Origin of the sequence: Auritidibacter ignavus, assembly GCF_003703835.1 — a bacterium.
Taxonomy (GTDB): Bacteria; Actinomycetota; Actinomycetes; order Actinomycetales; family Micrococcaceae; genus Auritidibacter; species Auritidibacter ignavus.
This window is the reverse complement of the sequence record NZ_RDQR01000002.1, coordinates 106911-133591: the sequence shown is the minus strand read 5'-3', so window position 1 is coordinate 133591 and position 26681 is coordinate 106911. Positions and strand designations below refer to the sequence as shown.

19 protein-coding genes are annotated in these 26681 nt (G+C 61.3%); 17 read left to right on the top strand and 2 right to left on the bottom strand.

What is annotated here, in order from left to right; translation table 11 throughout:
• Window positions 1-336: 336 nt before the first annotated feature.
• The gene (locus DYI20_RS02180; protein WP_244924643.1) at window positions 337-1302 is read left to right on the top strand and encodes an NAD(P)H-dependent flavin oxidoreductase; all 966 of its coding nucleotides are present in this window, start codon (window positions 337-339) and stop codon (window positions 1300-1302) included.
• Window positions 1303-1310: 8 nt separating this feature from the next.
• Here the strand turns inward: DYI20_RS02180 and DYI20_RS02175 are convergent, their stop codons facing one another.
• Window positions 1311-1832 (bottom strand): type 1 glutamine amidotransferase domain-containing protein, encoded by a 522-nt coding sequence (locus DYI20_RS02175; RefSeq protein ID WP_122548745.1) that lies wholly within the window; start codon window positions 1830-1832, stop codon window positions 1311-1313.
• A gap of 186 nt (window positions 1833-2018) precedes the next feature.
• On the opposite strand from DYI20_RS02175, the gene DYI20_RS02170 reads away from it, so the two are divergent.
• The 8 genes from DYI20_RS02170 (at window position 2019) to DYI20_RS02135 (ending at window position 12335) form a co-directional block, all read left to right on the top strand.
• On the top strand, window positions 2019-4781 hold the full coding sequence (locus tag DYI20_RS02170; RefSeq protein WP_122548744.1) for a DNA polymerase III subunit gamma and tau: 2763 nt from the start codon (window positions 2019-2021) through the stop codon (window positions 4779-4781).
• Between the two features lie 36 nt (window positions 4782-4817).
• Entirely contained in the window at window positions 4818-5432 is a 615-nt protein-coding gene (gene recR, locus DYI20_RS02165; protein WP_122548743.1) for a recombination mediator RecR, read from the top strand.
• Between the two features lie 172 nt (window positions 5433-5604).
• Window positions 5605-6891, top strand: coding sequence for an aspartate kinase (locus tag DYI20_RS02160; RefSeq protein ID WP_122548742.1), 1287 nt, complete (start codon window positions 5605-5607; stop codon window positions 6889-6891).
• Window positions 6892-7067: 176 nt separating this feature from the next.
• Window positions 7068-7976 carry a 3-methyladenine DNA glycosylase gene (locus tag DYI20_RS02155; RefSeq protein ID WP_122548741.1) on the top strand — a complete coding sequence of 303 codons (909 nt, stop codon included), beginning with the start codon at window positions 7068-7070 and terminating at the stop codon, window positions 7974-7976.
• On the top strand, window positions 7973-9385 hold the full coding sequence (locus DYI20_RS02150) for a sensor histidine kinase (RefSeq protein WP_122548740.1): 1413 nt from the start codon (window positions 7973-7975) through the stop codon (window positions 9383-9385). Before DYI20_RS02155 ends, DYI20_RS02150 begins: the two co-directional genes overlap by 4 nt.
• Complete coding sequence (locus DYI20_RS02145) at window positions 9382-10107, top strand: response regulator (RefSeq protein WP_122548739.1); 726 nt, start codon at window positions 9382-9384, stop codon at window positions 10105-10107. Before DYI20_RS02150 ends, DYI20_RS02145 begins: the two co-directional genes overlap by 4 nt.
• A 111-nt stretch (window positions 10108-10218) precedes the next feature.
• Complete coding sequence (locus DYI20_RS02140) at window positions 10219-11199, top strand: ABC transporter ATP-binding protein (protein ID WP_122548738.1); 981 nt, start codon at window positions 10219-10221, stop codon at window positions 11197-11199.
• Entirely contained in the window at window positions 11196-12335 is a 1140-nt protein-coding gene (locus DYI20_RS02135; protein ID WP_110099165.1) for an ABC transporter permease, read from the top strand. The genes DYI20_RS02140 and DYI20_RS02135 overlap by 4 nt, the downstream gene beginning before the upstream one ends.
• Window positions 12336-12700: 365 nt before the next feature.
• Here DYI20_RS02135 and DYI20_RS02130 read toward each other — a convergent pair whose 3' ends face one another.
• The gene (locus DYI20_RS02130) at window positions 12701-13246 is read right to left on the bottom strand and encodes a hypothetical protein (RefSeq protein ID WP_183145576.1); all 546 of its coding nucleotides are present in this window, start codon (window positions 13244-13246) and stop codon (window positions 12701-12703) included.
• Window positions 13247-13464: 218 nt separating this feature from the next.
• Between DYI20_RS02130 and DYI20_RS02125 the strand changes: the two genes are divergently transcribed.
• From DYI20_RS02125 to DYI20_RS02090, 8 genes are all read left to right on the top strand, one after another.
• Complete coding sequence (locus DYI20_RS02125; RefSeq protein ID WP_110099164.1) at window positions 13465-13803, top strand: DUF4212 domain-containing protein; 339 nt, start codon at window positions 13465-13467, stop codon at window positions 13801-13803.
• Window positions 13800-15476 carry a sodium:solute symporter family protein gene (locus tag DYI20_RS02120; RefSeq protein ID WP_122548737.1) on the top strand — a complete coding sequence of 559 codons (1677 nt, stop codon included), beginning with the start codon at window positions 13800-13802 and terminating at the stop codon, window positions 15474-15476. The genes DYI20_RS02125 and DYI20_RS02120 overlap by 4 nt, the downstream gene beginning before the upstream one ends.
• A gap of 727 nt (window positions 15477-16203) precedes the next feature.
• A complete protein-coding gene (locus tag DYI20_RS02115; protein WP_122548736.1) occupies window positions 16204-16623 on the top strand; it encodes a hypothetical protein in 420 nt (139 codons plus the stop codon).
• Between the two features lie 3 nt (window positions 16624-16626).
• Entirely contained in the window at window positions 16627-19770 is a 3144-nt protein-coding gene (locus tag DYI20_RS02110) for an efflux RND transporter permease subunit (protein WP_122548735.1), read from the top strand.
• A 272-nt stretch (window positions 19771-20042) separates the two neighbouring features.
• A complete protein-coding gene (locus DYI20_RS02105; protein ID WP_244924641.1) occupies window positions 20043-22832 on the top strand; it encodes an HAD-IC family P-type ATPase in 2790 nt (929 codons plus the stop codon).
• A 9-nt stretch (window positions 22833-22841) separates the two neighbouring features.
• A complete protein-coding gene (locus DYI20_RS02100; protein ID WP_208392207.1) occupies window positions 22842-23870 on the top strand; it encodes an MsnO8 family LLM class oxidoreductase in 1029 nt (342 codons plus the stop codon).
• A gap of 112 nt (window positions 23871-23982) precedes the next feature.
• Entirely contained in the window at window positions 23983-24846 is an 864-nt protein-coding gene (locus tag DYI20_RS02095) for a cyclase family protein (protein WP_110099160.1), read from the top strand.
• Complete coding sequence (locus tag DYI20_RS02090; RefSeq protein ID WP_110099159.1) at window positions 24843-26651, top strand: thiamine pyrophosphate-binding protein; 1809 nt, start codon at window positions 24843-24845, stop codon at window positions 26649-26651. Before DYI20_RS02095 ends, DYI20_RS02090 begins: the two co-directional genes overlap by 4 nt.
• Window positions 26652-26681 lie beyond the last annotated feature (30 nt).

Here is a 26681-nt window from a genome sequence, read left to right as displayed (position 1 = left end):
ATCGCCCGCATTGCGTGCTCTTTAACAACGAAGCACCCTTCGCAGTACCGAAAAGATCGTCAGATTCCCAGATTCCTTTAACCTTGACTCAAGCCTCTTCACATCGAAGCCTCTTAGAGTTGATATCAACCTCTTCAAGGTGTGAGTGATGAGAGGTGGCCCGGATGCGATAGCGTCCGGGCCACTTTTTTGTTGCGCAAATTCAAACAACGTGACAAGCCACAGCGCCACAGCCTCGTGACATATGGTGAAAATCACTTACACTAGTCAGCGGGCATGGGCTCTGCGAAGCGCCAAGCTCACCTCCGAAAGAGCTCAACCAAGGGAGAAAAAGCCGTGACGGTAGTCGAAGAACTCAAAGCGAACATGACGTTGCCAGTCATCGGTGCACCCCTGTTCATTATTTCGAATCCGAAACTGGTCATTGAACAGTGTCGCAATGGCGTTATCGGATCGTTTCCAGCGTTGAATGCCAGGCCACAGGAACAGTTTGAGGTCTGGCTTAACGAGATCGAAACGACACTTGCTTCCCTCAAAGAACAAGAGCCAGAACGTCGCATTGCTCCTTATGCGGTGAATTTGATCGTCCACCCCACGAACGAGCGCCTCCAGGACGATCTTGGCGTCTGTGTCAAGCACCGAGTTCCGATCGTGATCACGTCTTTGCACGCTCCCACCGAGGTCGTCAAAATAGTCCACGACTATGGAGGATTAGTTTTCCACGATGTCACCACCGTTCGGCACGCACGTAAAGCTATCGAGGCTGGCGTCGATGGGCTGATCCTGGTCTGTGCAGGTGCGGGTGGTCACGCAGGAGCTACCAGCCCGTTTGCTTTGGTCCCAGAAATCCGTCGCTTCTACGACGGGCCGATTGCACTGTCCGGTTCTGTTGCCTCCGGGCAGTCGATTCTCACCGCCGAAGTCCTCGGCGCAGATTTTGCCTATGTCGGCACGAAGTTCATTGCTGCCACGGAAGCGAACGTGCCCGATGCATATCAGCAGATGGTGCTTGATTCTGCTGCCGCAGATGTCGTCTACACCTCGGCTTTCACGGGCGTTGCCGGAAACTACCTGAAACCCAGTATCACCGCTGCCGGCCTAGATCCCGACCACCTGGCTGAACGAGACTCCTCCACCATGGACTGGAATAACGGTGGCGCGAAAGCCTGGAAAGATATCTGGGGTTCCGGCCAAGGCGTGGGACAAATTGACGCCGTGGAGCCGGCAGCATCCATCATCGGCGCCCTCGCCGAGCAGTACCACCAGCACAAAGCACTGGTGGCACAGCGACTTGGTGAGTAACCACGTGATTACCCGAGTTTGTTGACAATCTCGCGGTTAAAGGCGTCCAGATCTGCCGGGGTGCGCGAGGAGATAAGCTTGCCATCGACGACAACCTCCTCGTCCACCCAGGTTGCCCCGGCGTTGCGTAGATCGGTTTTCAGTGAGGGGAAGCTCGTGAGCTTCCGACCCTGGAGTACCTCAGCATCGGTCAGAATCCATGCGCCGTGGCAAATTGCGGCCACGAGTTTGTCTTGGTCGAAAAACCCGCGAGTGAAAGCCACGGCGTCCTCATCCAGACGGATCGCATCAGCATTGCCGGTGCCACCGGGTAGAACGAGAGCATCGAAATCCTCTGCCTTCGCCTGGGCCACCTCAAGGTCAACCGCCTGGGTGTGGGCACCTTCTTTACCGGATACTTCCTGCTGCTTCGGAGAAACCAGCACTGGCTCAGCCCCTGCTTCGGCTACAGCTTTCCAGGGTTCGGTCAATTCTGAAGGCTCATAGTTGTCAGTGACCAAAAAAGCAACACGCTGTGCCACGAGAATCAGTGACTCCTTTCGCGACGCTGTTCACGATATCCCGATGAGTTGTCTGTGCATTTGTCGTGCAGGTTTGAGATCCTGCTACTCCCTTTTTAACGCAAGTACTTCTCGACGGTATCGTCAAGGGGATACGATCGATGCGGATTCGGTCAGCTACACACTTTTGGCTGACAGCGACTAAGGTGTACTGATGTGACCACCGCCTTATACCGTCGCTACCGTCCGGACACATTTGATGATGTGATCGGTCAGGAACATGTGACCGAGCCGCTGAAGAACGCGCTGAGCAAAAATAAGGTCAACCACGCCTATCTGTTCTCCGGTCCACGCGGTTGTGGCAAGACCACCTCGGCCCGTATTTTGGCCCGTTGCTTGAACTGTGTCCAGGGGCCCACGCCGGTGCCCTGTGGCGAGTGCGATTCCTGTCGCGAGCTAGCCACCGGTGGTCCGGGCTCCCTGGACGTGATCGAGATTGACGCGGCCTCTCACGGCGGTGTAGATGATGCACGTGACCTGCGGGAACGTGCGACGTTTGCTCCCACCCGGGACCGCTACAAGATCTTTATTGTCGACGAGGCACACATGGTCTCCTCTGCTGGTTTCAACGCGCTGTTGAAGATCGTGGAGGAACCACCCGAGCACATCAAGTTTATTTTTGCCACCACCGAGCCAGATAAGGTCATCGGCACCATCCGCTCGCGGACTCATCACTACCCGTTCCGACTGGTTCCCCCCGAACCGCTGATGAACTATCTGGAGTCGCTGGTCGGACGCGAACACATTGCGATTGCGCCCGGAGTCTTATCCTTGGTGGTTCGAGCCGGTGGCGGTTCAGTGCGCGACACGCTCTCGGTACTCGACCAGCTCATTGCCGGAGCCACCGAGGAAGGCGTCAGTTATGAGCTCGCTGTGAACCTGTTGGGGTTCACCCCCGAGTCCTTATTAGATGATGTCGTCGATTCCCTGGCGGCCCAAGACTCCGAAACGTCGTTTCAAGTTATCGACCGGGTGATCCAATCCGGGCAGGACCCGCGTCGCTTCGTGGAAGATCTCCTGGAACGGCTGCGCGACGTGGTAATCGTCAAAGCCATGGCCGAGAATGCTGGAAGCGTGTTGCACGGCGTCTCTGAGGACCAGATTCGTCGTCTCAATGCCCAAGCCGCCCAGATGGGAGCCGCTGAGCTTTCGCGGGCCGCGGACATCATCGCAAAGGCCCTGACTGAAATGGTCGGGGCAACCTCGCCCAAACTTCACCTGGAGCTGTTGGTCGCGCGACTGATGTTGCCCTCGATCGATGAGACCCAGCAGGGCCTAGCTGCCCGGATCGAACGCATTGAGCGCCGTTTGGACTACGGCGCAGCGCCCCCTGCTGCCCCAGCCGGGGCAGTTGAGTCGACAGCTAGCGGTGCATCCGCTCCGGCCACTGCTGGCGCGACCACCACCTCTGGGGCCGCCCTGGCGCGGGCTACTCTGCGCGGGAATGCCGGCGACGAGCAACAACCGGAACCTGCTCCCAGGGACCAACCCCAGCAGTCGGAACCGCCACAAGCGCCACCCCAGCACACTCAGCCGGACCAGTCGGCTGAGCCGCGTCAGCCCAGCCCGGACCAAGGCAGTTCCCGGGTGGAAATGGTTCGCCGCGCGTGGCCGGAGGTGATCAACTATCTCGAACAGCATTCACGCCTGATGTGGATGACATTTAAAGACAACGCGGGCATTGCCGGCTTTGATGGCACCACGTTAACGATCGGCTTCCGGAATGACGGAGCCAAGCACACCGCCCAAAAACGTGGTGGTGAACAGATCATTGCCCAGGCCTACCAGCAGATTCTGGGCCTTGAACCTCAGGTGGACTTAGTCGTCGGATCAGATACGGCCGCCCCATCGGTTGCGGCCCCCAACTCCGGCGGTAGTAGTGGCGGTGGTGCCGACCCAAAAGCTGAAAGCCGCCCGACGCCGGCGGCAGAGACCCCAGCAGTGACGTCCACCGAGGTCTCTGCGCCCCCGGCGCCACAGACTCCCACGCGATCTGCTCCAGAGCGCGAGTCGGGCCAGGAACCTCCGTCCGCAGAGACTGGTGAGAACGAGCGCCCCGGGGCGCCGGACCAGACGCCTGTGCACACCCGATCGGCCGTCTCCGAGTACCAGCCCAGTGCCGAAGAACTTGCTGAACTCGCCGAAGACGAGCAGGCCCCTGTGGCCTGGGACGAAATACCCGACGAGGGTGAGACACCCCCCGCGACTCACCAGTCCCCACAGCAGCAACCCGCCCCCGCACCGCCACAGGCAACTCAGTCCGCCTCCGAGCCGGTTGCTGAGGACGGCTACGCCGGATTCATCCCCACCCCCGATCCAGCAGCCAAGCCCAAGGTCCCTTTCTTCGCCAAACCCGAGGCTGAACTTCGCGCAGAGTTCCAGGAACGTTTCGGCGATTTGATCCCGACCTATCCCCCCAAGACCCCCGATTCCTCTGCGCCGACGCAAGATTCAGCCTCTCCTGCTCCGCCGAGCGCTCACGCGCCAGACACCAATCGCCCCGGTACCCAGAACACCACCGATACTGACCCCGGCTCCGCAGCGACCACCACTACACCCCAGGCTGCGGAATCCGCGCCCGGTGAAGACACCCAAAACTCTTCCCGGCCGTCAATGTTCCAGCAGATGATGAGCCAGTACCGGAAAAACACGGCACATAACACCGTCGCGTCTTCCCCGGTCCATCCCACCGCTCCTTCACCGGAACAGCACCCCCACCAGGACCCGAGCGATCGCCACCCCGAACCAGCCACTCACGACGAGCCGGCACCGGTACCCTGGAACGAAGAAGTTGCCAGCGAGGATGACGTTCTCGTTGAGGACTCCGGCCTTGTCGGACGCCCGGTGCTAGAGCGCATCCTCAACGCCCGGCTCGTGGAAGAACTCAACCCCGACGGCACTCCGAAGTTCTCATCCTGATCGCTTACCACCAGCTCAACCAAAGAAGGTCCCATCGTGTATGACGGCGCCATCCAAGACTTGATGGACGAACTGGGCCGACTGCCCGGTATCGGCCCGAAGTCTGCCCAACGCATTGCCTTCCACGTCTTGGAGGCCGATGCCGAGGAGATGCTGAAACTCGCCGATGCCATCCGCGTGGTCAAGGAAAAGATTCAACTCTGCTCGGTCTGTTTCAATGTCACCGAACACGAGATCTGCCCGATCTGCGCCGATGAGTCTCGTGATCGCGGACTGCTCTGTGTGGTGGAGGAATCCCAGGATGTGCTGGCCATCGAGCGCACTCGCACCTTCCACGGTCGCTATCACGTTTTAGGCGGAGCGATTAACCCCATCGGTGGAGTGGGACCCGAGCAACTCCACGTCCGCGAGTTGCTCTCCCGACTACAAGACGACACCATCCAAGAGGTCATCATTGCCACCAACCCCAACTTGGAAGGCGAAGCCACCGCAACGTACCTGACTCGCATGCTCGCTGCCACCGGGATCACCATCTCCCGGTTGGCGTCGGGCTTGCCGGTGGGTGGAGATCTAGAATATGCCGATGAAGTCACGCTGGGCCGAGCGTTCGAAGGTCGCCGTCGCTTGGGAGAATCCCCCTCACAAGAGTGATACAGGTCATCACATCGCATGTCTCAAATCACAACTCAGCCAAGAGCATACCCCCAATTCGCAATATTTCACCCGTATCTGCTTGATTACACCTTTTTTCAGGTGCGCTGGGGTGGCATCCTCCGTACACTTAATGTCTTGTTAGCACGCACATCAATCGCGAAAGTTCTCAATGAGTCTTATCGTTCAAAAATACGGCGGCTCTTCGGTTGCCGATGCCAAATCCATCCAACGGGTAGCACGTCGTGTTGCCGACACCCAAAAAGCTGGGAACCAAGTGGTCGTGGTGGTCTCCGCCATGGGAGACACCACCGATGACCTGCTGGACCTCGCCGATAAAATTTCTCGTCAAGCCCCAGTGCGCGAAATGGATATCCTGCTCTCGGCCGGCGAGCGCATTTCCATGTCCCTGCTGGCCATGGCCGTACACGAACGCGGTATCACTGCCCGTAGCTTCACCGGTTCTCAGGCCGGTATGCTCACCGACACCCAGCACGGGGATGCCCGGATCGTGCAGGTCAACCCCTACCGCATTAAAGAAGCCGTCGATGAGGGCGATGTCGCCATTGTGGCCGGCTTCCAGGGCATGAGCCCTGAGTCCAAAGACATCACCACCATGGGACGCGGTGGTTCCGATACCACCGCGGTGGCTTTGGCGGCAGCATTGCGGGCCGACGCCTGCGAGATCTACACCGATGTTGATGGCGTGTACTCCGCAGACCCCCGAGTGGTGCCCACCGCTAAGAAAATCCACGAAATCTCCTCCGAGGAAATGCTGGAAATGGCGGCCTCAGGATCGAAGATCCTGCACCTGCGCTCGGTGGAATATGCCCGCCGCTTTGGCGTGAAACTCCACGTCCGCTCCTCATTTTCCCACCATCAAGGAACGTGGGTCATCCCCGATCCAGCCGATTCGATCCACCTGAAGGAAGGCGAGCCCTTGGAACAGCCCATCATTGCCGGTATTGCTCACGATCGATCCGAAGGTAAAGTCACCGTCATCGGTGTACCCGACGTGCCGGGTAAGGCCGCCGAGGTCTTCCACGTCGTGGCCAAGACCAACACCAATATCGATATGATCGTCCAGAACGTCTCGCGTGCCGGCTCCGGTCGTACCGATATTTCCTTCACCATCCCCAAGGATCAGGGCGACGAGGCATTGCGGTCGCTGCGCGAGGCGCAGGAGGACATAGGTTTCGAGGACACGCTGTTCAATAAGAACATCGGTAAGGTCTCCCTGGTCGGTGGCGGTATGCGCTCCAACCCCGGGATCTCCGCCCGGTTCTTCGACGCACTGCACAACGCCGGCGCCAACATCGACTTGATTTCGACCTCCGAGATCCGCATCTCGGTGATCACCGTTGCCGAGAAGCTCGATGACGCGATCAAGGCGATCCACACCGAGTTCGACCTCGACGCCGAAGAAGAAGCCACCGTCTACGCTGGCACCGGCCGCTAACACCGGTCCCGCCAGTGGCGCTAAGAGGTTAAGACCTCAACACAGCAAGACGTCACGGCAACTGACCACACGTGATGGCCGGTCCACCACCCCGGGTACTCGCCCGGTGGCGGACCGGCCTGTTTCACTCCTGCGGGGGATGACCCACCTCGCAGTGATCTTCTAGACTGTCACCCATGCACACAGCCACCAGCCCCGGAACCCTGACGGTGATGGATGCCGAGGACTATCGGGCCCGATCCGCCGCACACAGCCAGCGCATCACCGAGCTGACCCGGGAACTTTTCGAGCTCCGCGCGGCCGGGATCAAGCACCCGATCTTCGACTTCATGTTCTCCTACTATTCCTTCACCGCCGGGGCGCTGAAGCGCTGGCATCCGGGCCCCCACGCTGTGTTGCTCCCCGATCACACCGGTCAGGCCCCCGACCATGCTGACTACCCGCACTACCGGTATGACTCAGACTGGGGTGGGTACCGCGTGGATACCGACTCTTTTCGTGCCAAGCGCCAGACCGCCATCAATGTCACGGTCAATCTGCTCGCCGCCACACTACCCCGCCGGGCCCAGCTGAGCTGTTTTGGTCTGCACGAGTGGGCGATGGCCTACCGTTCGGACCGCCACGGGATTCGGCACGCCCAGCTACCGTTGCGACTCGGAGCATCCGGCACCGACGAGGTGGTGGAATCCCACAAGATCACGTGCACCCACTTTGATGCCTACCGGTTCTACGCGCCCGAGGCCAAACCGCTCAACCAGTTCAGGCCCACCCGCAAGCGCGCACCCGAACTAGAACAGCCCGGCTGTCTGCACGCCAATATGGATCTCTACCGTCACAGCTACAAGATGGTGCCACTGGTGGATTCGGATCTGATGGCCGAGACGTTCGAGCTGGCCTGGCAGATCCGGGTGATGGATATGCGCGCCTCGCCCTATGACCTCTCCGACTGGGGTCTGGACCCCATCCGCATCGAGACCCGGGACGGCAAAGCCGAATACACCCGCTTGCAGAAAGAGTTTTCCCAGCGCGCTCAGGTGCTGCGTGCCCGTCTGCTCGAGGTACTGACCCCCTGGAGCACGCTGTGACCGAATCCGCCGAGCCCTGCCGCGACCTTCCGCCCCACTGGCTACGCACCGACGCGCTGGTCGGTGCCGGCTTAGTGATCCTCGGGTTGATCTTTACCGCGTTATCGCATCGCTCGGGACTGCTCGAGACCATGGGATTCACCGCCTGGGGCACCTATCTCAGCGTGCCGTTGCTGGCTTTACCCATGATGCTCTACCGGCGCTTCCCCTGCGCGGTAGCCAGCTACCTGGCGGTGGCGGCCATCGTGTTCAATCACACCATCGGCGTGGAGGTGTACTCGTACCAGATCGTGCTCTTTGTGAGTTTCTACGGGGTCGGTGCCTGGTCGAATGATCGCCGGCGCGCCCTGTGGGTCCGGGTTGGGATTATCGGGCTGATCCTCGCGTGGCTGATCGCGATCTCGATCCAGGCCATCACCCAGGCCCAAGCCACGGGTGCGGACCTCTATCAGACCCTCACCGCGCTGGGATCCCAATGGTTGGTCAACGCAATCTTCTATTTCTTGGCCTGGATCTTCGGGAACTCCTCCTGGCAGGGCGCAATCGCCCACAACCAGCTTCATATCGCCCATCAGGAGCTCTCGACGGCCCACCGCGAGCTTCACGAGGCGCAACAACAACTGGCGGCCTCGGCCGTGCACGCCGAACGGATGCACATTGCCCGTGAACTACACGACGTAGTCGCCCACCACGTGACCGTGATGGGCATTCATGCCTCCGCGGCCCGGCGTAGCCTGGACACATCAGCCAAGGGCAGTACCGACAGCACCGGCAGTGTCGCTGGAGTCGAGCAATTGCGTGCCATCGAGACCGCCGCACAGCAGGCCATCGCCGAGTTGCGGGCCCTGGTCTACACACTGCGCGACCAGCCAGAACACACCGCGCCGCTACCGGATCTCAGTCAGCTTCCCGATCTGGTGCGAACGGCTCATGCCACCTCCCAAACCGTCCGACTAGAAATTATTGAACCCAGCCAGCCCGGTGTCGCCCGCCCCGAGGTCCCCTCCTCGGTGCAGCTGACGCTGTACCGGATCGCCCAGGAAGGCATCAATAACGCCCGCAAACATGCCGGGGCCACCGCCACCGTGGTGGTCCGGTTGCGTTATCTGGCTGATGCGATCGAACTGGAGGTCTCCGATCATAACCATTCCCCCAGCTCGATGCGTCGGGCTTCTGAGCACAGCGGCCTCGCTGAGGGCACCGGGTCCGGGCTGCAAGGGCTCACCGAACGCGTCACCGCGCTGGATGGGACCTTCACCGCCGGGCCGAAATCTTCCGGTGGCTGGTTGATTCGAGCCAACATCCCGCTCCACGAGACAGCCGCGGCCTCGAGCGAGGTAGCCACGATCTGCACCGAAGCAACCGAACCCTTCGATGCTCCACCACCGTCCAGGACCCAGCTGGCATGAACACCCCCAATGAACTCGATGAGCCCTTGAGCGTGGTGCTGGTCGATGACCAGCCCATGATCCGTACCGGACTGGCCGCGATGATCGCGACTGAGCCCCGATTACAGCTGGTGGGTGAAGCCGCCAACGGCGTCGAAGCCATCGAGCTGGTCCGGGCACAGCGCCCCGATGTGGTGTGTATGGACGTCCACATGCCGGTGATGGATGGAATCGAAGCCACCCGGGAGATCGCCCGGCTCTCCACGACCAGCTCGGTGCTGATCCTGACCACGTTCGATCGCGACGATTTCTTGTTCGAAACCCTCGAGGCCGGCGCCTCCGGATTCTTGCTCAAGACCGCCGGGGCCGAGGACATAATCGAGGCAATCATCACCCTGGGTGATGGGGACGCACTACTGGCCCCGGAAGTTACCGGACGGGTCCTGCAGCGTTTCGCCGGCCAGACCCCCACCGCAGACCAGCCTGACCAGCCGGCCCCCATTACTCGCCCGAAACCAGCTGCCCTGCTCGAAGCCGCCGGACCGGAAGTCCTCAACGAGCTCACCGGGCGAGAAACCGAGATCTTCCACATGCTCATCCAGGGCTATTCCAACCCCGAAATCGCCGAACACCTGGTCGTCGGTGCTGCCACCGTCAAGACTCACGTGTCGCATCTGCTGATGAAATTGCGGGTCAAGGATCGGGTCCACGCAGTGATTTGGGCCTACGAACACCACATCTAGCCCATCTCACTCATCTCGCTCCTCTCAGTCTTCTGGCGCCCGGCCGCAAGTGGTCAAAGTTCACCCAATAGGGGGAGGACGCCCCGGCCACCCGTTTTCTACATTGGTGATATGAGACATCACGACAATGCTCCCCCGCCGGCCGCTGGGGCCTTGGCCGAGTCCGGAATCGTCATCGACAACCTGATCAAGTCCTACGGCACCCGCCAAGTGCTCAAAGAGCTCTCCTTCTCCATCAAACCGGGCCTGATGACCGGTTTCGTGGGAGGTAACGGTGCCGGTAAAACGACCACCATGCGCATCTTGATGGGTGTACTCGACCACGATGGCGGCACCATCACCGTCAATGGTTCCCCCATCGATGCCCGGTACCGCTCTCAAATCGGCTACATGCCCGAAGAACGCGGGCTGTACCCGAAGATGCCGGTCAAAGAACAGCTGGTCTACCTGGCCAAACTCCACGGCGTCGACTCCGCTGCTGCCTCCCACCGTTCCGAGGAGATCCTAGAGCGTCTCGGCCTCGCCTCTCGGGCAAAAGATGATCTGGAAGATCTCTCCCTGGGTAACCAACAGCGCGTCCAAGTCGCCGCCGCGCTGGTCCACGAGCCGGCCGCACTCGTGCTCGATGAGCCGTTCTCCGGACTCGACCCGCAAGCGGTCGAGACCATCCTGGAGGTCCTGCAAGATGTCGCCAGCCGGGGTGCCCCGGTGCTGTTCTCCTCTCATCAACTCGATCTGGTCGAACGACTCTGCGACGAGCTGGTCATCCTCGCCGACGGGCAGGTGGCCGCCAACGGCACCCGCGATCAGCTACTCGAGCAGGCCGAAATTAAGGACTGGAGGTTGCGCACCGATGCCGACACCGGGTGGGCCCGAGAGGTCCCCGGCATCACGGTCACCGAATTCGACGGCGGCGATCTACGCTTCACCGCCGAAAACCCCCAGACCGCCCATCAGTTACTGGCCCAGGCCATCACCCGTGGCACCGTCTTCGAGTTCGGTCCGATCCACCGGAGTTTGCACGAGATCTTCCACGACGTCGTCACCGACCAATCCGATACCGCTGACACCACCCCAGGAGACCACCCATGACCAGCTTGAGCGCGGCCAGCGTTGTGGCCGGACGTGAAATCAAAACCCGCCTGCGGTCCAAAGCCTTTGTGATTACCGGGATCATCTTGATCGCCCTGGTGCTGCTCGGTACTCTCTTCGGACCTCGCGTAGCCGAATCCTTGACCTCCGGTGGTTCCTCGGACACCACCGTAGCCATCTCCCAAGACGTCGTGGACGCCAGCAACACCGCCGAACCCCACGCCGGACTCGATGCGGTCCCCGGGCTTGAGGCCACCACCGTCGAAGACGCCGAGACCGTCACAGACCAGGTGACCTCCGGCGAGGCCGATGCCGGGCTGATCCTGACCGAAGTGACCGACACCAACCCCATGGGTATTGAAGTCCTGTCCCTGGGCGAACCCCCCAGCGCGCTCATCGACGCCCTGTCGATCGCCCCGGAAATCACCATCCTGGAGGATTCCGATGCCCAGAATTTCGCCATCATGTACCTGCTGGGCATGATTTTCGGTCTGGTTTACTTTATGGCGGCCATCCTCTTCGGTCAGACCATGGCCAGCTCCGTGGTCGAAGAAAAACAATCCCGGATCATCGAGATTCTGTTGGCTGCTGTCCCGGCTCGAGCCATCTTGTTCGGCAAGGTACTGGGCAACTCCATTGTCGCTTTCGCCCAGATCGCGCTGATGGCACTGGCCGCGGTCATCGGCATTCTGGTTAATGGCGACGACGAGCAGATGCCGTTGCTCAGTGAACAAATGATCGCTCCGACCCTGTGGTTCGTCCTGTTCTTCGCCATTTCGTTTGTCATGGTGGCCGGGATGTACGCCGCGGCCGCCTCGATGGTTTCGCGCAATGAAGACCTTGGTTCCATCTCCACGCCCATCGTGCTCCTGATCTTGGTCCCCTACCTGCTGATTGTCATGTACCCCACCAATACCGCGCTCGTCACGGCGATGAGCTGGATTCCCTTCTCAGCAGTCGTTGCCATGCCGATTCGGGTCTTCACCGGCGAGGCGGCGCTGTGGGAAGTGCTGGGGTCACTGGGGCTGTTAATTCTCACCACCGCGTTGGTATTGGCCTTGGCCACCCGGATCTACCAGAACTCCGTGCTGAAAATCGGCAAAGCCGTCAAGTTCCGGGAAGCCTTGGCCTCCTAAGGCTCGGTGGCAATACCACCCACTGAGATACCGCAAGAGCTACTCATCCGCCGGGGACGACGTCCCTGACAGATGGGTAGCTCTTGGGATTCGCCAGGGCTCGGTCAGGGAGAACGAGACCGATCACTGCGCGCATCGTGGTCGAGATGATCGATGCACTCAAGTCAGTGTGTTGTCATTTCTGGCGGGCCAGCAAACACGTGACCAGAATGTGCACCGACCATGATTCAGATCATCCGTTGAGACTTTTGGGGGACACAATATTTTCTGGTCTGCCCTGCTGCGTGACTGCCGACCCCTCGTGTGCTCCGGCGACGATATCGATCCGTGTTTTTGACAGCACCCCCCACCTCCATGTGGTTGATTTACGAAGACCGGTTCGAACCGCGTGAAGACGCTGAATCGCGTTGTGGCCAGTGGCGGTACATAGTCCACCCAGCTTTCATCAGGAGAACCGCACCACCAGCGGCCAGCACCAAGCCCATTCCGGGCACGAAAGCACCCCACGCATTCAGCTGAATCGAGTGGGAGACGATACTCCAGCATTGAAGTATCACGATGAGCGCGACGATACCTCCCGGACCTGCCGCATGACCGATAGCCAGTTTGCGACGGGGCACGAAAGCTCCCGCAAACGCCAGGCATCCAACCGCCAACGTGAGAACCCCTGGGCCGTCGGTCCCACGAAGATGGAACGTCTCACCGGTGAGGTCCTCCACCCAGGGCAATGACACCCACGGGAGAAAAGCGGAGATAATGAACATCATTCCGCCGAGCATCATCGGCCAGCTCCCCGGGTGAAAGATTCCCCACCCGTGCGCCTTGCGTGCTTTCAATCGCGCGACGATCCCAGATAAGCCCTGGTCGTCGGCGCCAGCCGATGCAGTCTGTTCTCGTGCGGAGGTGCTCATACCCGGCACTCTACAGTGACACATATCACAGTGTCCAACCATAACCTAGCAATGGGGTGGAAAGCTTACGTGACCCATCACTCGATGATGAACAGTCGATCTCTTCTTATTTTTTATTGTGATGTAGCGCACACTCAGGTAGTCTCCCTTCAAGCGTTTTTGCCACATTCCTGAATCTCCTGGGCCCGTGCCCACGATCGACGACAAAGGAGCATCACATGTCTGACAAGGCACAAGAAAACCCTTCTTCACACGCTCCGCCTCCGGATAACGGCTGGCGGCAACGCTATTGGAAGAAGAACCTTCGACTGATGATTGTGCTACTGATCATCTGGTTTACCGTTTCATTTGGTTTCGGGATTCTGTTGATCGAGCCTCTGAATAACATCGTGATTCTTGGATTCCCCCTGGGCATGTGGTTTGCCCAGCAGGGCTCGATCTACACCTTCGTGCTCCTGATTCTGGTCTACGCGCTGTGGATGGACCGGCTCGATAGAGAGTTCGGCGTCTCTGAAGTTGACCAGCGCGACGCTCAGCAGGGAGGTCACTCGTCATGAGTTCCTTGGAATTCTGGACATTCTTCTTCCTGGTCCTAACCTTCGGTATCTATATCGTCATCGCCTGGCGCTCCCGAGTTAAAGAGACCAAGGAGTTCTACGTCGCTTCTCGTGGGGTGCCAACGATAGCCAACGGTGCCGCGGTAGCCGCCGACTGGATGTCAGCGGCTTCCTTCATCGGTATGGCGGGCATGATCGCCTTCCTCGGCTCCGATGGGTCGGTCTACTTGATGGGATGGACCGGCGGCTATGTGCTGCTAGCCCTGTTGTTGGCCCCGTACCTGCGTAAATGGGGCAAGTTCACTGTCCCGGAATTCGTGGGCGAACGCTACAACGACACGGTCCGGCTCGTGGCAGCTATCTGCGCCATCATCGTTTCCTTCACCTACGTCGTCGGTCAGATGACCGGTGGCGGTGTCGTCTTCTCGCGGTTCCTCGGTCTGGACCCGCAGTGGGCCGTGGTGGCCTGTGCGGCCGTGATTTTCTTCTACGCGGTGCTGGGCGGGATGAAAGGCATCACCTATACTCAGGTGGCGCAGTATGTGGTACTCATCATCGCGTACTTAATTCCCGCGGTGGCCATCTCGCAGTATCTCGGTAACTTCCCAATCCCCCAGATCACTTACGGGCAGATCTTAGAAGAACTCAACATGCTCCGTACTGATTTCGGTCTGCATGAGTTCACCGATGCATTCGCCGGTCGTGAGGGGGGTCAGCTGGATGTGTTTCTGGTCACTCTCTCGCTCATGCTGGGCACCGCTGGTCTGCCACACGTGATCATCCGGTTCTACACCACCAAAACAGTCCGTGGCGCTCGCTTCTCCGCCTTCTGGGCACTGTTCTTCATCTCCTTGTTGTACCTGACCGCTCCGGCGATGGGCGCCTTCACCAAGCTCAATCTGCTCCGGGACGCCCAGGGTTCCGACGAGGACGGCCTTCCGGGATGGGTCACACCATGGCAAGAAACCGGACTCGTTGAGGTGAACACCACCGGAGAAATTAATTCGGTGTCGAATGTGTCCGGAACGGCGGATCTCGTAGTCTCCAACGACATTTTGGTGCTCGCCTCCCCCGAAACTGGAGGCCTTCCCACCCCCATCGTCGGGTTGATGGCAGCTGGTGGAATGGCGGCAGCGCTTTCCACGGCAGCTGGCCTGCTGTTGGTGATCTCCTCGGCGACCTCCCACGATATTTACTACCGGATGATTTCGAAGGAAAGAGCCTCCGAGAGTCGGCAGATGTTGGTCGGACGCCTGGCCATGGCAGTTGCGGTAGTCATCGCAATCATTGCCGGACTGAATCCTCCGGCGTTTGTGGCCCAGGTAGTGGCCTTCGCCTTCGGACTGGCGGCCGCAACGTTCTTCCCGATCCTGATCTTGGGGATCTTCTGGAAGAATGCCAACGCCATCGGTGCAGCGGTCGGCATGCTCACCGGTTTGGTCTTCAGCGGCGGCTACATGGTCTACACCCTGGAGCTATTCGGCACCCCTGCCAATGAGCCCATCCTGGGTATCTCGCCGGAAGGCATCGGGCCCGTCGGTGCGTTGCTGAACTTCCTGATTACCATTGTGGTCTCAAAACTCACCAGACCTCCCAGCCAGGAAGTTCAGGAGATGGTGGAGTCGATCCGCTACCCCGCCCAGCAACAGCAGAAGGTCCCCGTTAATCGATAGCCACATCTCAACCCTCAACACCCTCACTCGCACCACGGCGCTCTCGGGCCAGTTTTCCGAAAGCGTCGTGGTGCCTTATATTCCGGGTTGGCACACCTCTGCCTGACGTTGGCATGCTCGGCATTCCTCAGTCCTTCTTCTACACTCCCCCTCACCAGCAACCCAATAGCGGGCGCACCTTCAAAAGGGCCGAGCCACGACGAGCCGCTGTAGCGACTCTTCTCTTGAACACCTGCTGGAGTATGCCCGAGCATCGGCACGCGCCAACCACACCGATGACGTTCTCACATCGGCCGAACTCTCCCTCGACAGACGAAGCCCAACAATGCTCGTCGTCCAGCTCGATGCGTTACCGCCTTCGGAACCAACCCCTGGAATACTTCGGGAATGCTTGGTGAAAGCGGTGATAGAGGACTGTTACGAGCAGGAACCCACGGGCGAGGAGCAACTGGTGGTATCACCACATGTCACGACACCATGTTTGAGATCTCCATCGCAACAGAATGGGCCGAACTCTGCGGTCGATCGCGTGCAACACGCTGTTCACGGCTCGGCCAGGCCAGCGCCATATGAGGCCCGAAACCGAAGGTCGTGCCACCCACGCTACACCGAGGCTTCAGCTGACAATTCTCGCGCCCCCGCACGCGGGCGGGTAATATGTGTGTGGTCCGATCCACGCAGACTCTGCACCGTGAGGAGCGCTCATGCTCATCTCTGAGGAGCACTGGTGATTACTGATATTCCCTTACGTCCCGAGCATGACGGTTCGGCCCTTTATCTTCTGGGCCCCACCGATCCGACCACCCTGGAATCGATCGTCATCGCCGCATCACGATCCTTGATGATTGACGCGGTGGGCACCGGCCCGATCAAAGCTACCCTGCAGTCAATGGCAGCACCCCACCATGTGGGATTGCGAGCTACCCTTCCCACTCCCTCGGTTGACGACCCCGCGCCCCAGCCCGGACCAGGGCCCGATCATCCCAACACCGCAGTGGTCTCGGTCCCGCTGTCCGAAGAAGTCCGGATCCGCGGGCTCATCTCCGCCCGCGGGATTTCCGGAGGCCGGATCGGCGTCGTTGATGCCAGCACCGAGGCCGTTGAGATCACGGCGCCTGTTGCCCCAGGTCCTGACAAAGAGAGCTAAACCATGTCATTCTTGCCTCGCTTGTCGCTGAGAAACCGCGCCTTTATCGCGTTGGTCTCGATCGTGATCACGCTACTGGGCTCCCTGTCGATGTTTCTCTTGCGACGCGAGCTGATCCCACCGGTGGAGCTTCCGGCGGTCGCCATCTCCGCCGTAAATCCCGGCGCCAGCTCAGAGCAGATGGCCGATCTGGTGGCCGAACCGCTCGAGCGTGAGTTACGCACCCTCGACGGGCTGAAACAAACCTCGGCCATCTCCAGCTCCAACTTCTCCATGGTCACCGTCGAGCTGGAATACGGCACCGACACGTATCGGACAGCCTCGCAGGCGGAAGTGATCACCAACTACCTCGACGATCAGTTGCCCGAGGGCACCACGACTACCGTGTTGAGCGGTGGCACCGGTGATATCCCGGCGATGGTGCTTTCTGCGTCCTCGGACCGGGACTCCGCGGAGCTGATCGCCGATCTCGAGTTGGCCACCATTCCGGATCTGCAAACGATTGACGGGGTAGCCTCGGTCCAACAGTTTGGTGGGGACCAGCGCATCGTGCGCATCACCCCGGATGATGAGGCGATGGCCACAGCGGGTACCTCACGCACCGAGCTCGTCGATGCGTTGGAAGACGCCGGGGTAGTGCTCCCCGGGGGCACCGTCAACGACGAAGATGATCCCAGCAGCGAGATGGACGTGGCCATCGGCAATGAGCTCACCGCCGTCGAAGATCTCGAACAGTTACTGATCAGCACCGATGAGAACCCGGTCCCGCTCGGTGATCTTGCCCAGGTGCAGGCTGAACAGCCTGAGCCCACCACCGTCTCGCGCACCAACGGCCAGGATGGTGTGTCTCTGCTGGTCATCCCGGCCGCCGATGCCAACTTCATCGAACTTTCCGACCAGATCACCCAGGTGCTCGACGAGTCTGAAGAACAGCTCGGCCATGGCACTCAGTTCACCGTCATCTTTGACCAGGCCCCTTTTATTGAGGAATCCCTCTCTGGGCTGGCCCAAGAAGGCCTGATCGGTCTCGCGCTGGCCGTGGTGGTGATCTTCGGGTTCCTCTTCGCCGTGCGCCCGACGATCATCTCCGGTCTTTCGATCCCCTTGTCGGTCCTATTTGCCTTCGGCGGCATGCTGATCACCGACACGACGCTGAATATGATGTCGGTGGCGGGTTTGATGATCACCATCGGCCGGATGGTGGATGACTCCATTGTGGTGATCGAAAATATCGTCCGCCACCTGAAAACCACGCGACCGGTCACGCGCGCCCAACGACGCGCCACCATCTACCGGGCCACCGCTGAAGTCGCCTCCGCGGTGGTGTCCTCCACCGTCGTGGCGATGCTGGTCTTCGCCCCGGTGTTCTTCGTCTCCGGGTTGGCCGGTGAGCTCTTCCGACCGTTTGCGATCACCGTGGTGCTAGCGCTGTTGGGCTCGGTGTTGGTGGCACTGACGATTGTGCCGGTATTGGCCTACTGGTTTATGCGGTCTCCGAAAACGTCCACCGATACTGCCAGCACCAAGGAGGACTCTGACCTCGATCATGACCTTGAGGCTGACCTCAAGACTGCTACCCAGCCCGAGATTCACGAACCCACCGGCGTCTTGGCCCGCGGCTACCGCCCCGTGCTGTCTTTGGCCCTGTCACACCGCTGGATTACCGTCGCCCTGGCCATCGCGGTCTTCCTCGGCTCTCTGGCGCTGACCCCGTTGCTGAAGGTCAACTTGCTCGGCGACTCGGGTATGAACATGCACGCCGTGGACCAAACCGCCCCTGAAGGCACGAGCCTGCAACGCACCACCGAGCTGACCGAGGGCCTTTCGGAGCAACTACAACAACTCGAGGTGGTCAATGTGGTCCAGGTCGATATTGGCGCCGATGCCACAACCGGAGCTCTGGCCAGCAATATCGCGAACTACACGCTGATTACCGACCCCCAGGCCGATCAAGCCGAGGCCGCCGCCACCATCGAGCAGACCGTGACGGCCTATCGCGAAGAGCATCCTGAGGCCGGTGAGATACAGCTCACCGATGCCTCATCCATCCTGGGCTCCTCCACCGTCGATGTGGTGCTGGAAGCCCTCGACGATGACTCCCGCGCCGAAGCTAATGATCTGCTGGTCGATCAAATCGAACAGCTCGACTCGGTCGAACGCGTCGATTCCGATCTGGCCGGTAGCCAGCCCTCGGTGTCAATCACCATCGATCCACAGGCCGCCGCCGAGGCAGGGATGACCCTGAAGGAGGTCACCGGGCTGATCACCTCCTACACCACCGACTATCCGGTGGCCAATGTCAGTATCGACGGGGCCGATCTGGACGTCCACCTCACCCCGGCCGCCGATATTGACACCATCCAGGAATTGGAAGACCTCGATTTAGGCGGGATCCCACTGACCGATGTGGCCGACATCGAGCGGATTTCCATCGCCCCACAAATCAATACCTCCAATGCGGTGCGTACCGTGACCCTTTCGGCCACTCCGACCAACCCCGACGATATCGGTACTCTGACCGACGAGATCACCCAAGTTATGGACGACACCGATCTACCCGAAGGCGTCACCGCGGAGATCGGTGGTCTGGCCAGCGACATTGACACCACCTTCTACCAGCTGATGCTGGCCATGGTCGCCGCGGTCTTGCTGATCTACGTGGTCCTGGTCTGGCTGTTCAAATCCCTGATCCAACCACTGGTACTGCTGATGTCGATCCCCTTCGGCATCAGCGGGATGATCTTGGCGTTGTTGCTGACCGGCACGCCCATCGGCGCCCCGGCGATGATCGGCCAGCTGATGTTGATCGGCATTGTGGTCACCAACGCGATCGTGCTGATCGATCTGGTGAACCAGTACCGTGATCGGAAGATGTCGATCAACGACGCCCTACTCTACGGTGGCGGGCACCGCATCCGTCCGATCCTGATGACCGCTGCGGCCACCATCGGCGCGATGATTCCCCCAGCCCTGGGTCTGTCGGGGCAATCCAGTTTCGTCTCCGCCCCGATGGCGATCGCGGTGATCGGCGGGCTGGCGTTCTCCACCGTGGTCACGCTGATCATTGTGCCGGTACTGTACTCGCTGACCGAACGTGGCGGAACCTACCGCCGCGGCGAGCACGCCAGCAGTGACCACCAGCAGTGACTGACCCGAAACAGCACATGGCCCCGGCCGCTGACTGCGACCGGGGCCATGCACCTATTCTCATCACTCACACCTTGAAGAGGCACTATCTAGTCTAAGAAGCCGCGATGAAAGCTGGCCGGGAACCAGCTGGAAACTTACTGTGAGTCTCGATGAGCGACATCATCCTCCAGGAGGACCCCACCCACACCCCACACCGGCTAAAGTAAGGCCCGGACCGACACCCGGCCCGTCCCCAGACCACATCACACAGCCCAGGGAGGAACACCACGGTGACTGACCCGGAGAGTAGCCAGCGTACCCGCAAGATCCGGAAACGCTCTCAACCCTCCACCGAGGTTGACCCATCCCCCGACGCTCGCGCAAAATTCCTCCGCGAGCGGGATGTCAACGACCCCGGCCTGGTCACCGGCACCCAGGGCCTCACGGGCGAGCAGGTACAGGCCCGCATCGACCGCGGGCTGATCAATACCCAACCTGCGGGCACCTCCCGCACGCTGTGGGCGATCCTGTCCACCCACTTATTTACCATGTTCAATCTGGTGATTGGACTCTGCGCGCTGGTCATTATCCTTTTAGGCCGCTGGCTGGACCTGTTGTTCTCCTTGGCCGCGCTGTCCAACGTGATCATCGGCGTGATCCAGGAGTACTCGGCGAAAAAGAAACTCGATCGCATCGCGTTGCTGAATCGGGACGACATTGTGGTGATGCGCCACGGTACCCCCACCTCGATCGGCCTCACGGACGCGGTGCTCGACGATGTCGTGGTGCTGCGTCGTGGCGATCAAGTCCCGGCCGACGGGGTGGTGATCTCCTCCCAGGATTTTGAGGTCGATGAATCTCTGGTCACCGGTGAAGCCGACCCGGTGGCGAAAAAAGTCCAGCACACCGTGCTGTCAGCCACCTCGGTTGTCTCCGGAACCGCCCTGATGCGTATCACCGGGGTGGGGCACGATTCCCACGCCGCCCAGCTCACCTTGAAAGCCCGCGAATTCACCACCGTGCACTCCGAGCTACGCGCCGGGCTGGAAAAAGTCGCCGGCTGGATCACGGTCTCACTCATCCCGCTGATCGCCATCACCCTTTTCGGCCAGGTGATGGCCGTGGGCGGATGGGACCAGGTCTTAGGCCACGGCAGTCTGGAGACCCCGCTGATCTCGACCATCGCCGGTATTACCACCATGATCCCGCAGGGCCTGGCCCTGATGACCACGATCAGCTTCGCTATGGCCGCACTGTCGCTCACCGGCAAAAAAGTGTTGATCCAAGAACAACCCGCCGTGGAAATCCTGGCCCGTGTCGATACGGTCTGTCTGGATAAAACCGGCACTCTGACCGAAGGTGGCATCCTGTTCGACGCCGCCTACCGGATCGACCCGACGAGCGGTGATCTCACCACACTAACGACCCCCACCACATCAGCCACTGACTCCACGGCCCAGCCACCCGCCTGGCAACAGGTACTGGCCACCATTGGCGCCGACCCCAACGCCAACCCCACCGCGATCGCGTTGCGGGAACACTTCACCCAGCAACCCGATCAGCCACTGACCGATCACGTGGTCTTCGCCTCCGAACGGCGCTGGTCAGCCTTTGGCTTCGGCACCCCCACTACCGGGGACCCGGCAGCAGACGAGGTGACCGGTGGCTGGTTTCTGGGCGCCCCGGAGGCCCTGATTTCCCAGCTGGATCCCACGCTGGCACCGGTCATTCAGCAACACACCACCGCCCTGGCCACCAACGGTCTGCGCACCATGGTGCTGGCCCGAGCCCACGCCGGTGCTGCTCATGCTACCGCCGAGCACCCCTGGTTCGGTGACAGCGCTGACCTGCCCGATCGCTTAGTACCCGAGCTGGTGCTGACCTTCGGAGAGAACGTGCGTGACGACGCCGCAGAGACCCTGAACTATTTCCGTTCCCAAGGCGTACAGCTCAAGGTCATCTCCGGGGACTCTCCCCACACCGTGGCAGCCGTGGCCCGTGCCGTGGGCTGGGAGCACGACGCCCCAGCTAGCGAGCGCACCCAGAGTACGGCCCCCAGCCTCGCCTTCGACGCCCGCAATTTACCCGAAAATGACGCCGAACTGGCCGGCATCATGGACGAATATTCCGTCTTCGGCCGCGTCTCCCCGGACCAGAAGAAACGCATGGTCGAGGCCCTGCGCGCCTCCGGTCACACGGTGGCCATGACCGGAGATGGCATCAATGACGCCCTGGCGCTGAAGTCCGCAGATTTGGGGATCGCTATGGGCAACGCTGCCCCGGCCACCAAGGCCGTCTCCCGGATGGTGCTACTGGATTCAAAATTCGACCGCCTCCCCTCAGTACTGGCCGAGGGTCGCAAAGTTATCGCCAACGTCGAGCGCCTAGCGCATCTGTTCTTGGCCAAAACCGCCTACGCATTCGGCTTCGTGCTGATCTTCTCTCTGCTGTTCTGGCAATACCCGCTCCTGCCCCGCCAAGCCTCCACCGCCGACGCACTGTTCATCGGCATCGCGTCCTTCCTCCTCGCCCTGATGCCCAACCCGCGTCGCTATGTGCCCGGTTTTCTCCACCGCGCACTGCGTTTCGCCATCCCCTCCGGGGCGGTCATCGTCCTCGCACTGGTGGCGATCAACCTGGTAGGCCGGTGCTATGCCAGATCCTTCGCCGGCGAGCTCCCCTTCTTCGACGACCCCCTCGACGCGCTGGGCTCCCCGGCCTCTTGGGATGGGTACGTCGCCGCCGCAGAGCACGTCGCCGGTGCTGCGTTGACCATGGAACAACTCCAAACCGCTACCATGATCACCTTGACCCTGACCGGGTTGTGGCTGCTGAATGTCATCTCCCGTCCGCTGAATTGGCAGAAGATCGGGATCCTGGCGATCATGTACGCCGGCCTCGTGCTGGTGGTCGCCGTGCCCTTCTCGCAGTGGTACCACCAGTTCATCCTGCCCCCCACCCCGATCCTGCTGGCCTCGATCGGGATTGCGGTTGCCGGATCGCTCGGGCTCGAACTGGTCTACCGAGTGCACAACCGCTGGTTGTGCGCACATCAGCCCGAAGCACTCCCGGCGGGATAGGCTAGAGAGATGACCTGTGCAGAGCCAATATCCCCACCGAGGCAGACATCCCTGCCTCTGTCCATCCTGGATCGGGCCAATACGCGAACTGGCTCCTCAGCCGGTGCGGTCCTGCATGACGTCATCACCCGCGCCCAACACGCCGAAACTCTGGGGTACCACCGGTTTTGGGTCGCCGAACACCACGCGGTCCCCGGCATCGCCGGATCCACCCCCGCCGTGCTGATGGCCGCCATCGCCCAAGCTACCCAGACCATCCGGATCGGCTCCGGTGGGATCATGACTCCTAGCCATCAGCCCCTCGTGGCCGCCGAGTACATCAGCACCCTGGAGGCCCTGTTCTCCTCCCGGATCGATATCGGGCTGGGCTCCTCGGTCGGCTTCACGGCCCCAATCCGTCGCGCACTCCACCAACAACATGCCGACCGCTACCATTTCCCTGAGCAACTGCGCGAGATCATCGCTTTGTTGAACGGGACTGCTGAGATCACCCTGCAACCACCGAATGAGGCAGCCACCCCGTTGTTTGTGCTCGCCTCAAAGCGTTCGGTGGCCACTGCCGCCGAGGTGGGGGCCGGTGTGGTGATCGGCGGACCGGCCCTCCCCCAGTTCTCCGTAGCCCACCGCGACGAACTGGCCGCCTATCGGGATGAGTTTGTCCCCGATCCGCACCGCAACCAGCAACCCCGGGTGATTTTATCCCTCAACGTGGCAGTAGCCGAGACGGAAGCCCACGCCCACGACCTGTTGCTCTCCGAGGCCTGGGCGATGGCCCGCTCCCGGAACGTGGGCGCCTTCCCGCCCTTGGATGATCCCACAGAGGTCCGCCACGCCCTGGATCACGCCACCGCCCGCGAACGTGCGCACACCGATGAGCACCTCGCTCAAGGCCTGGCCGGCACCCCCGAGACCGTGGCCGCCCGGGTGCGTGAGCTGGCGGAATTCTACCAGGCCGATGAGGTGCTCCTCACCGGTGGCATCTTCGACCCCGCCGACCGGCTCGCCGTCGACAAACAACTCATCGCCGCGTGGGGTTGAGGCTCTGTCGGCCGGCTGCCTGAGGCGTGCGCGACTGTTGGCGCACCACCGTGGACCGGCACAACCCTGACAGGTCCTGACACACTCACGTCAGCCGTAGTAGGGTCAAGTTGTGAACGACTCCCAACGACCCCCGGTCCAGGGCTCACTGATCGACGCCCTGGTGCGGGCCCAGGCAACAGGCACGGTGGAGATCATCGATCTCACCAACGAGCTCTCAGCCGATATTGCGGTGTTGCGCCTGCCCGCCCCCTACATCAATTTGCACGACTTCTCCCTCGAGCCGGTGGCCGCCTTCGATGAGCGGGCCCCGTTGTGGGCGCATCATAATTTCCGGATGGGTGAACACGTGGGCACTCACGTCGATGCCCCCGCCCACTGGATCACCGGTCGCGATGGCAAGCACATCCACGAGCTGGCCCCAACCCGACTGATTGGTCCGGCCGTGGTCCTCGATTTCGTCGCCGAGGCGCGGGCTGATCCCGACTGGTGCCTGGAGATTGCCGACGTTCAGCAGTGGGAGCGCACCCACGGCCCCTTACCGCCAAACTGCTGGGTGTTACTACGCACCGGCTGGGATGCCTACGCCCGCGATCCCGAAAAATCCCTCAACGCTGACCAGCATGGCCCCCACACCCCCGGGGTGTCGCCCGCAGCCGCCGAATGGCTCTCCCAGCGTGAGGAGGTCTCCGGTTTCGGAGTTGAAACCGTCGGCATCGATGCCGGCCTGGCTGCCGGATTCGAGCCGGCCTTCCCGGTGCACCACTACCTGCTCGGGGCCGATAAATATGGGGTCACCTCCCTCCAAAACCTCGATCAGCTACCACCCACCGGCGCGTTGATCGTCGTCGCCCCATTGCCGATCAAAAACGGCACCGCCGCCCCGGCGCGCGTCTTCGCGATCGTTGAACGCCCCGGTGCCGTGGCCGGCCAGCACCCTGCCAGTCCTTCCAGCTCAGACGGTGATCGCCGATGACCGAACAACCAGCTCAACAACCCCAACCCGCCCCGCACGACTCACCCGCCCAGCCGACTCTGGTCCAACGTGTGGCCGAGATCTTAGCCGAGCACGGCCTGACCCACGTCTTCGGTGTGGTCGGCTCGGGGAACTTTCATCTCACCAACCAGCTGATCGCCGCCGGGATCGAGTTCACCGCAGCCCGCCACGAGGGAGCAGCCGCGTCGATGGCCGACGCCTACACCCGATTGGCCAGCCTCGATTCCCCCGAAACCCGACAGGTCCGTCCCGAGCTGAACCCCACCGGGTTCGCTGCGGTCAGCGTCCACCAAGGGTGCGGGCTGACCAATACCCTGACCGGACTGACCGAAGCCGCCAAATCCGGCACCGGCATGCTGGTGCTCACCGCTGAAACACCCCAGGAGTCGGTGGGCTCGAATTTCAAGATCGACCAGTTCAGCCTGGTGGAAGCCGTGGGTGCCACCCCGCTACGCATCAGTGACCCCAATGAAGTGGCGACAGTACTTGACGAGGTCTTCCAACATCTCGCCCGACGTCATACCGTGGTGCTGAACTTACCGATCGATCTGCAGACCCAACCGGTCACCGCCGAACGTCAAGTCCCCCACCGGGGCCCGCGCACCGGCACCATCCCGCAACTTTCCCAGGTGACCCGAGCAGCCAAATCCTTATTTCACGCCCAGCGCCCGGTGGTACTGGCTGGTCGGGGCGCGTTGCACGCCCGCACCGAGATCATCGCTCTGGCCGAAACCGCCGGGGCACTGCTGACCACCTCCGCGGTGGCCAACGGACTCTTCGAGGGACACCCGTGGAACCTGGGCATCTCCGGTGGATTCTCCTCTCCGGTGACCGCCGAGCTCATCTCCCAAGCCGATCTGGTGCTGTCCTTTGGTTGTGCCCTGAACGACTGGACCACCCGCCACGGGGAGCTGATTAACGACGAGGCCACCCTGATCCAGGTGGACCATTCCCCGTGGGCGATCGGGAAATTCCGAGAGGTCTCCCAAACCCTGGTGGCTGATTCCGCTGCGGTGGCGGAGGCCGTCAACGCCGAGCTAACTCGCCTACACCACGACGCTGCGGAACATTCCGAGACACCGTCGGTGACCGGGTACCGCACCGATCACGTGCGTACCAAGCTCTCGGCAAAATACTTCAACGAGGTCCCCCTTGCCGGTGGCGATCTGAGCACCGAGGACCGTATTGACCCCCGCGTGCTCTCTACCAAACTCAACCGGCTGTTGCCCGAACAGCGCGTGGTGACCACCGATTCGGGAAACTTCATGGGCTACCCGGTGGCCTATCTGCGCGTTCCGGACGTGCGCGGATTCTGTTTCACCCAGGCCTTTCAGTCCATCGGGCTGGGACTGGGCACGCTGGTCGGTGCTGCCTTCGCCGAACCGACCCGCATGCCGGTCCTCGGCACCGGCGATGGCGGATTCGCCATGGGCATCTCCGAACTGGAGACCCTGGTTCGGTTGCGCATCCCAGCGGTCGTGATCATCTATAACGATGCCGCCTATGGGGCCGAGCTCCATCACTTCGGCCTGCAACCGGGGCAAGATAGTGCCCGGAACACGGTGACCTTCCCCGACACCGACTTCGCCCGGATCGCTATCGGTTACGGGGCCCGGGGGATCACCGTGCGTGTCGCCGAGGACCTCAGCCAGGTCACCGATTGGCTCGAGACCGCCGTGAGCGCCGATGAGCACGGTCGTCTGACCGGCACCCCGCTGATCGTGGATGCCAAGATCGCCTCAGATGGTGGCGCTTGGTGGCTCGAGCAGGCCTTGAGGCACTAAGTTCGGCCCTGCGTGTCCTGGGAAGACGTC

Bases quoted from the DNA above. Each gene is read 5' to 3' on its own strand.
- DYI20_RS02160 (WP_122548742.1), top strand. From the start codon at position 5,605: ATGAGTCTTATCGTTCAAAAATACGGCGGCTCTTCGGTTGCCGATGCC.
- DYI20_RS02155 (WP_122548741.1), top strand. From the start codon at position 7,068: ATGCACACAGCCACCAGCCCCGGAACCCTGACGGTGATGGATGCCGAG.
- DYI20_RS02145 (WP_122548739.1), top strand. From the start codon at position 9,382: ATGAACACCCCCAATGAACTCGATGAGCCCTTGAGCGTGGTGCTGGTC.
- DYI20_RS02140 (WP_122548738.1), top strand. From the start codon at position 10,219: ATGAGACATCACGACAATGCTCCCCCGCCGGCCGCTGGGGCCTTGGCC.
- DYI20_RS02135 (WP_110099165.1), top strand. From the start codon at position 11,196: ATGACCAGCTTGAGCGCGGCCAGCGTTGTGGCCGGACGTGAAATCAAA.
- DYI20_RS02130 (WP_183145576.1), bottom strand. From the start codon at position 13,246: ATGAGCACCTCCGCACGAGAACAGACTGCATCGGCTGGCGCCGACGAC.
- DYI20_RS02125 (WP_110099164.1), top strand. From the start codon at position 13,465: ATGTCTGACAAGGCACAAGAAAACCCTTCTTCACACGCTCCGCCTCCG.
- DYI20_RS02120 (WP_122548737.1), top strand. From the start codon at position 13,800: ATGAGTTCCTTGGAATTCTGGACATTCTTCTTCCTGGTCCTAACCTTC.
- DYI20_RS02110 (WP_122548735.1), top strand. From the start codon at position 16,627: ATGTCATTCTTGCCTCGCTTGTCGCTGAGAAACCGCGCCTTTATCGCG.
- DYI20_RS02100 (WP_208392207.1), top strand. From the start codon at position 22,842: ATGACCTGTGCAGAGCCAATATCCCCACCGAGGCAGACATCCCTGCCT.
- DYI20_RS02090 (WP_110099159.1), top strand. From the start codon at position 24,843: ATGACCGAACAACCAGCTCAACAACCCCAACCCGCCCCGCACGACTCA.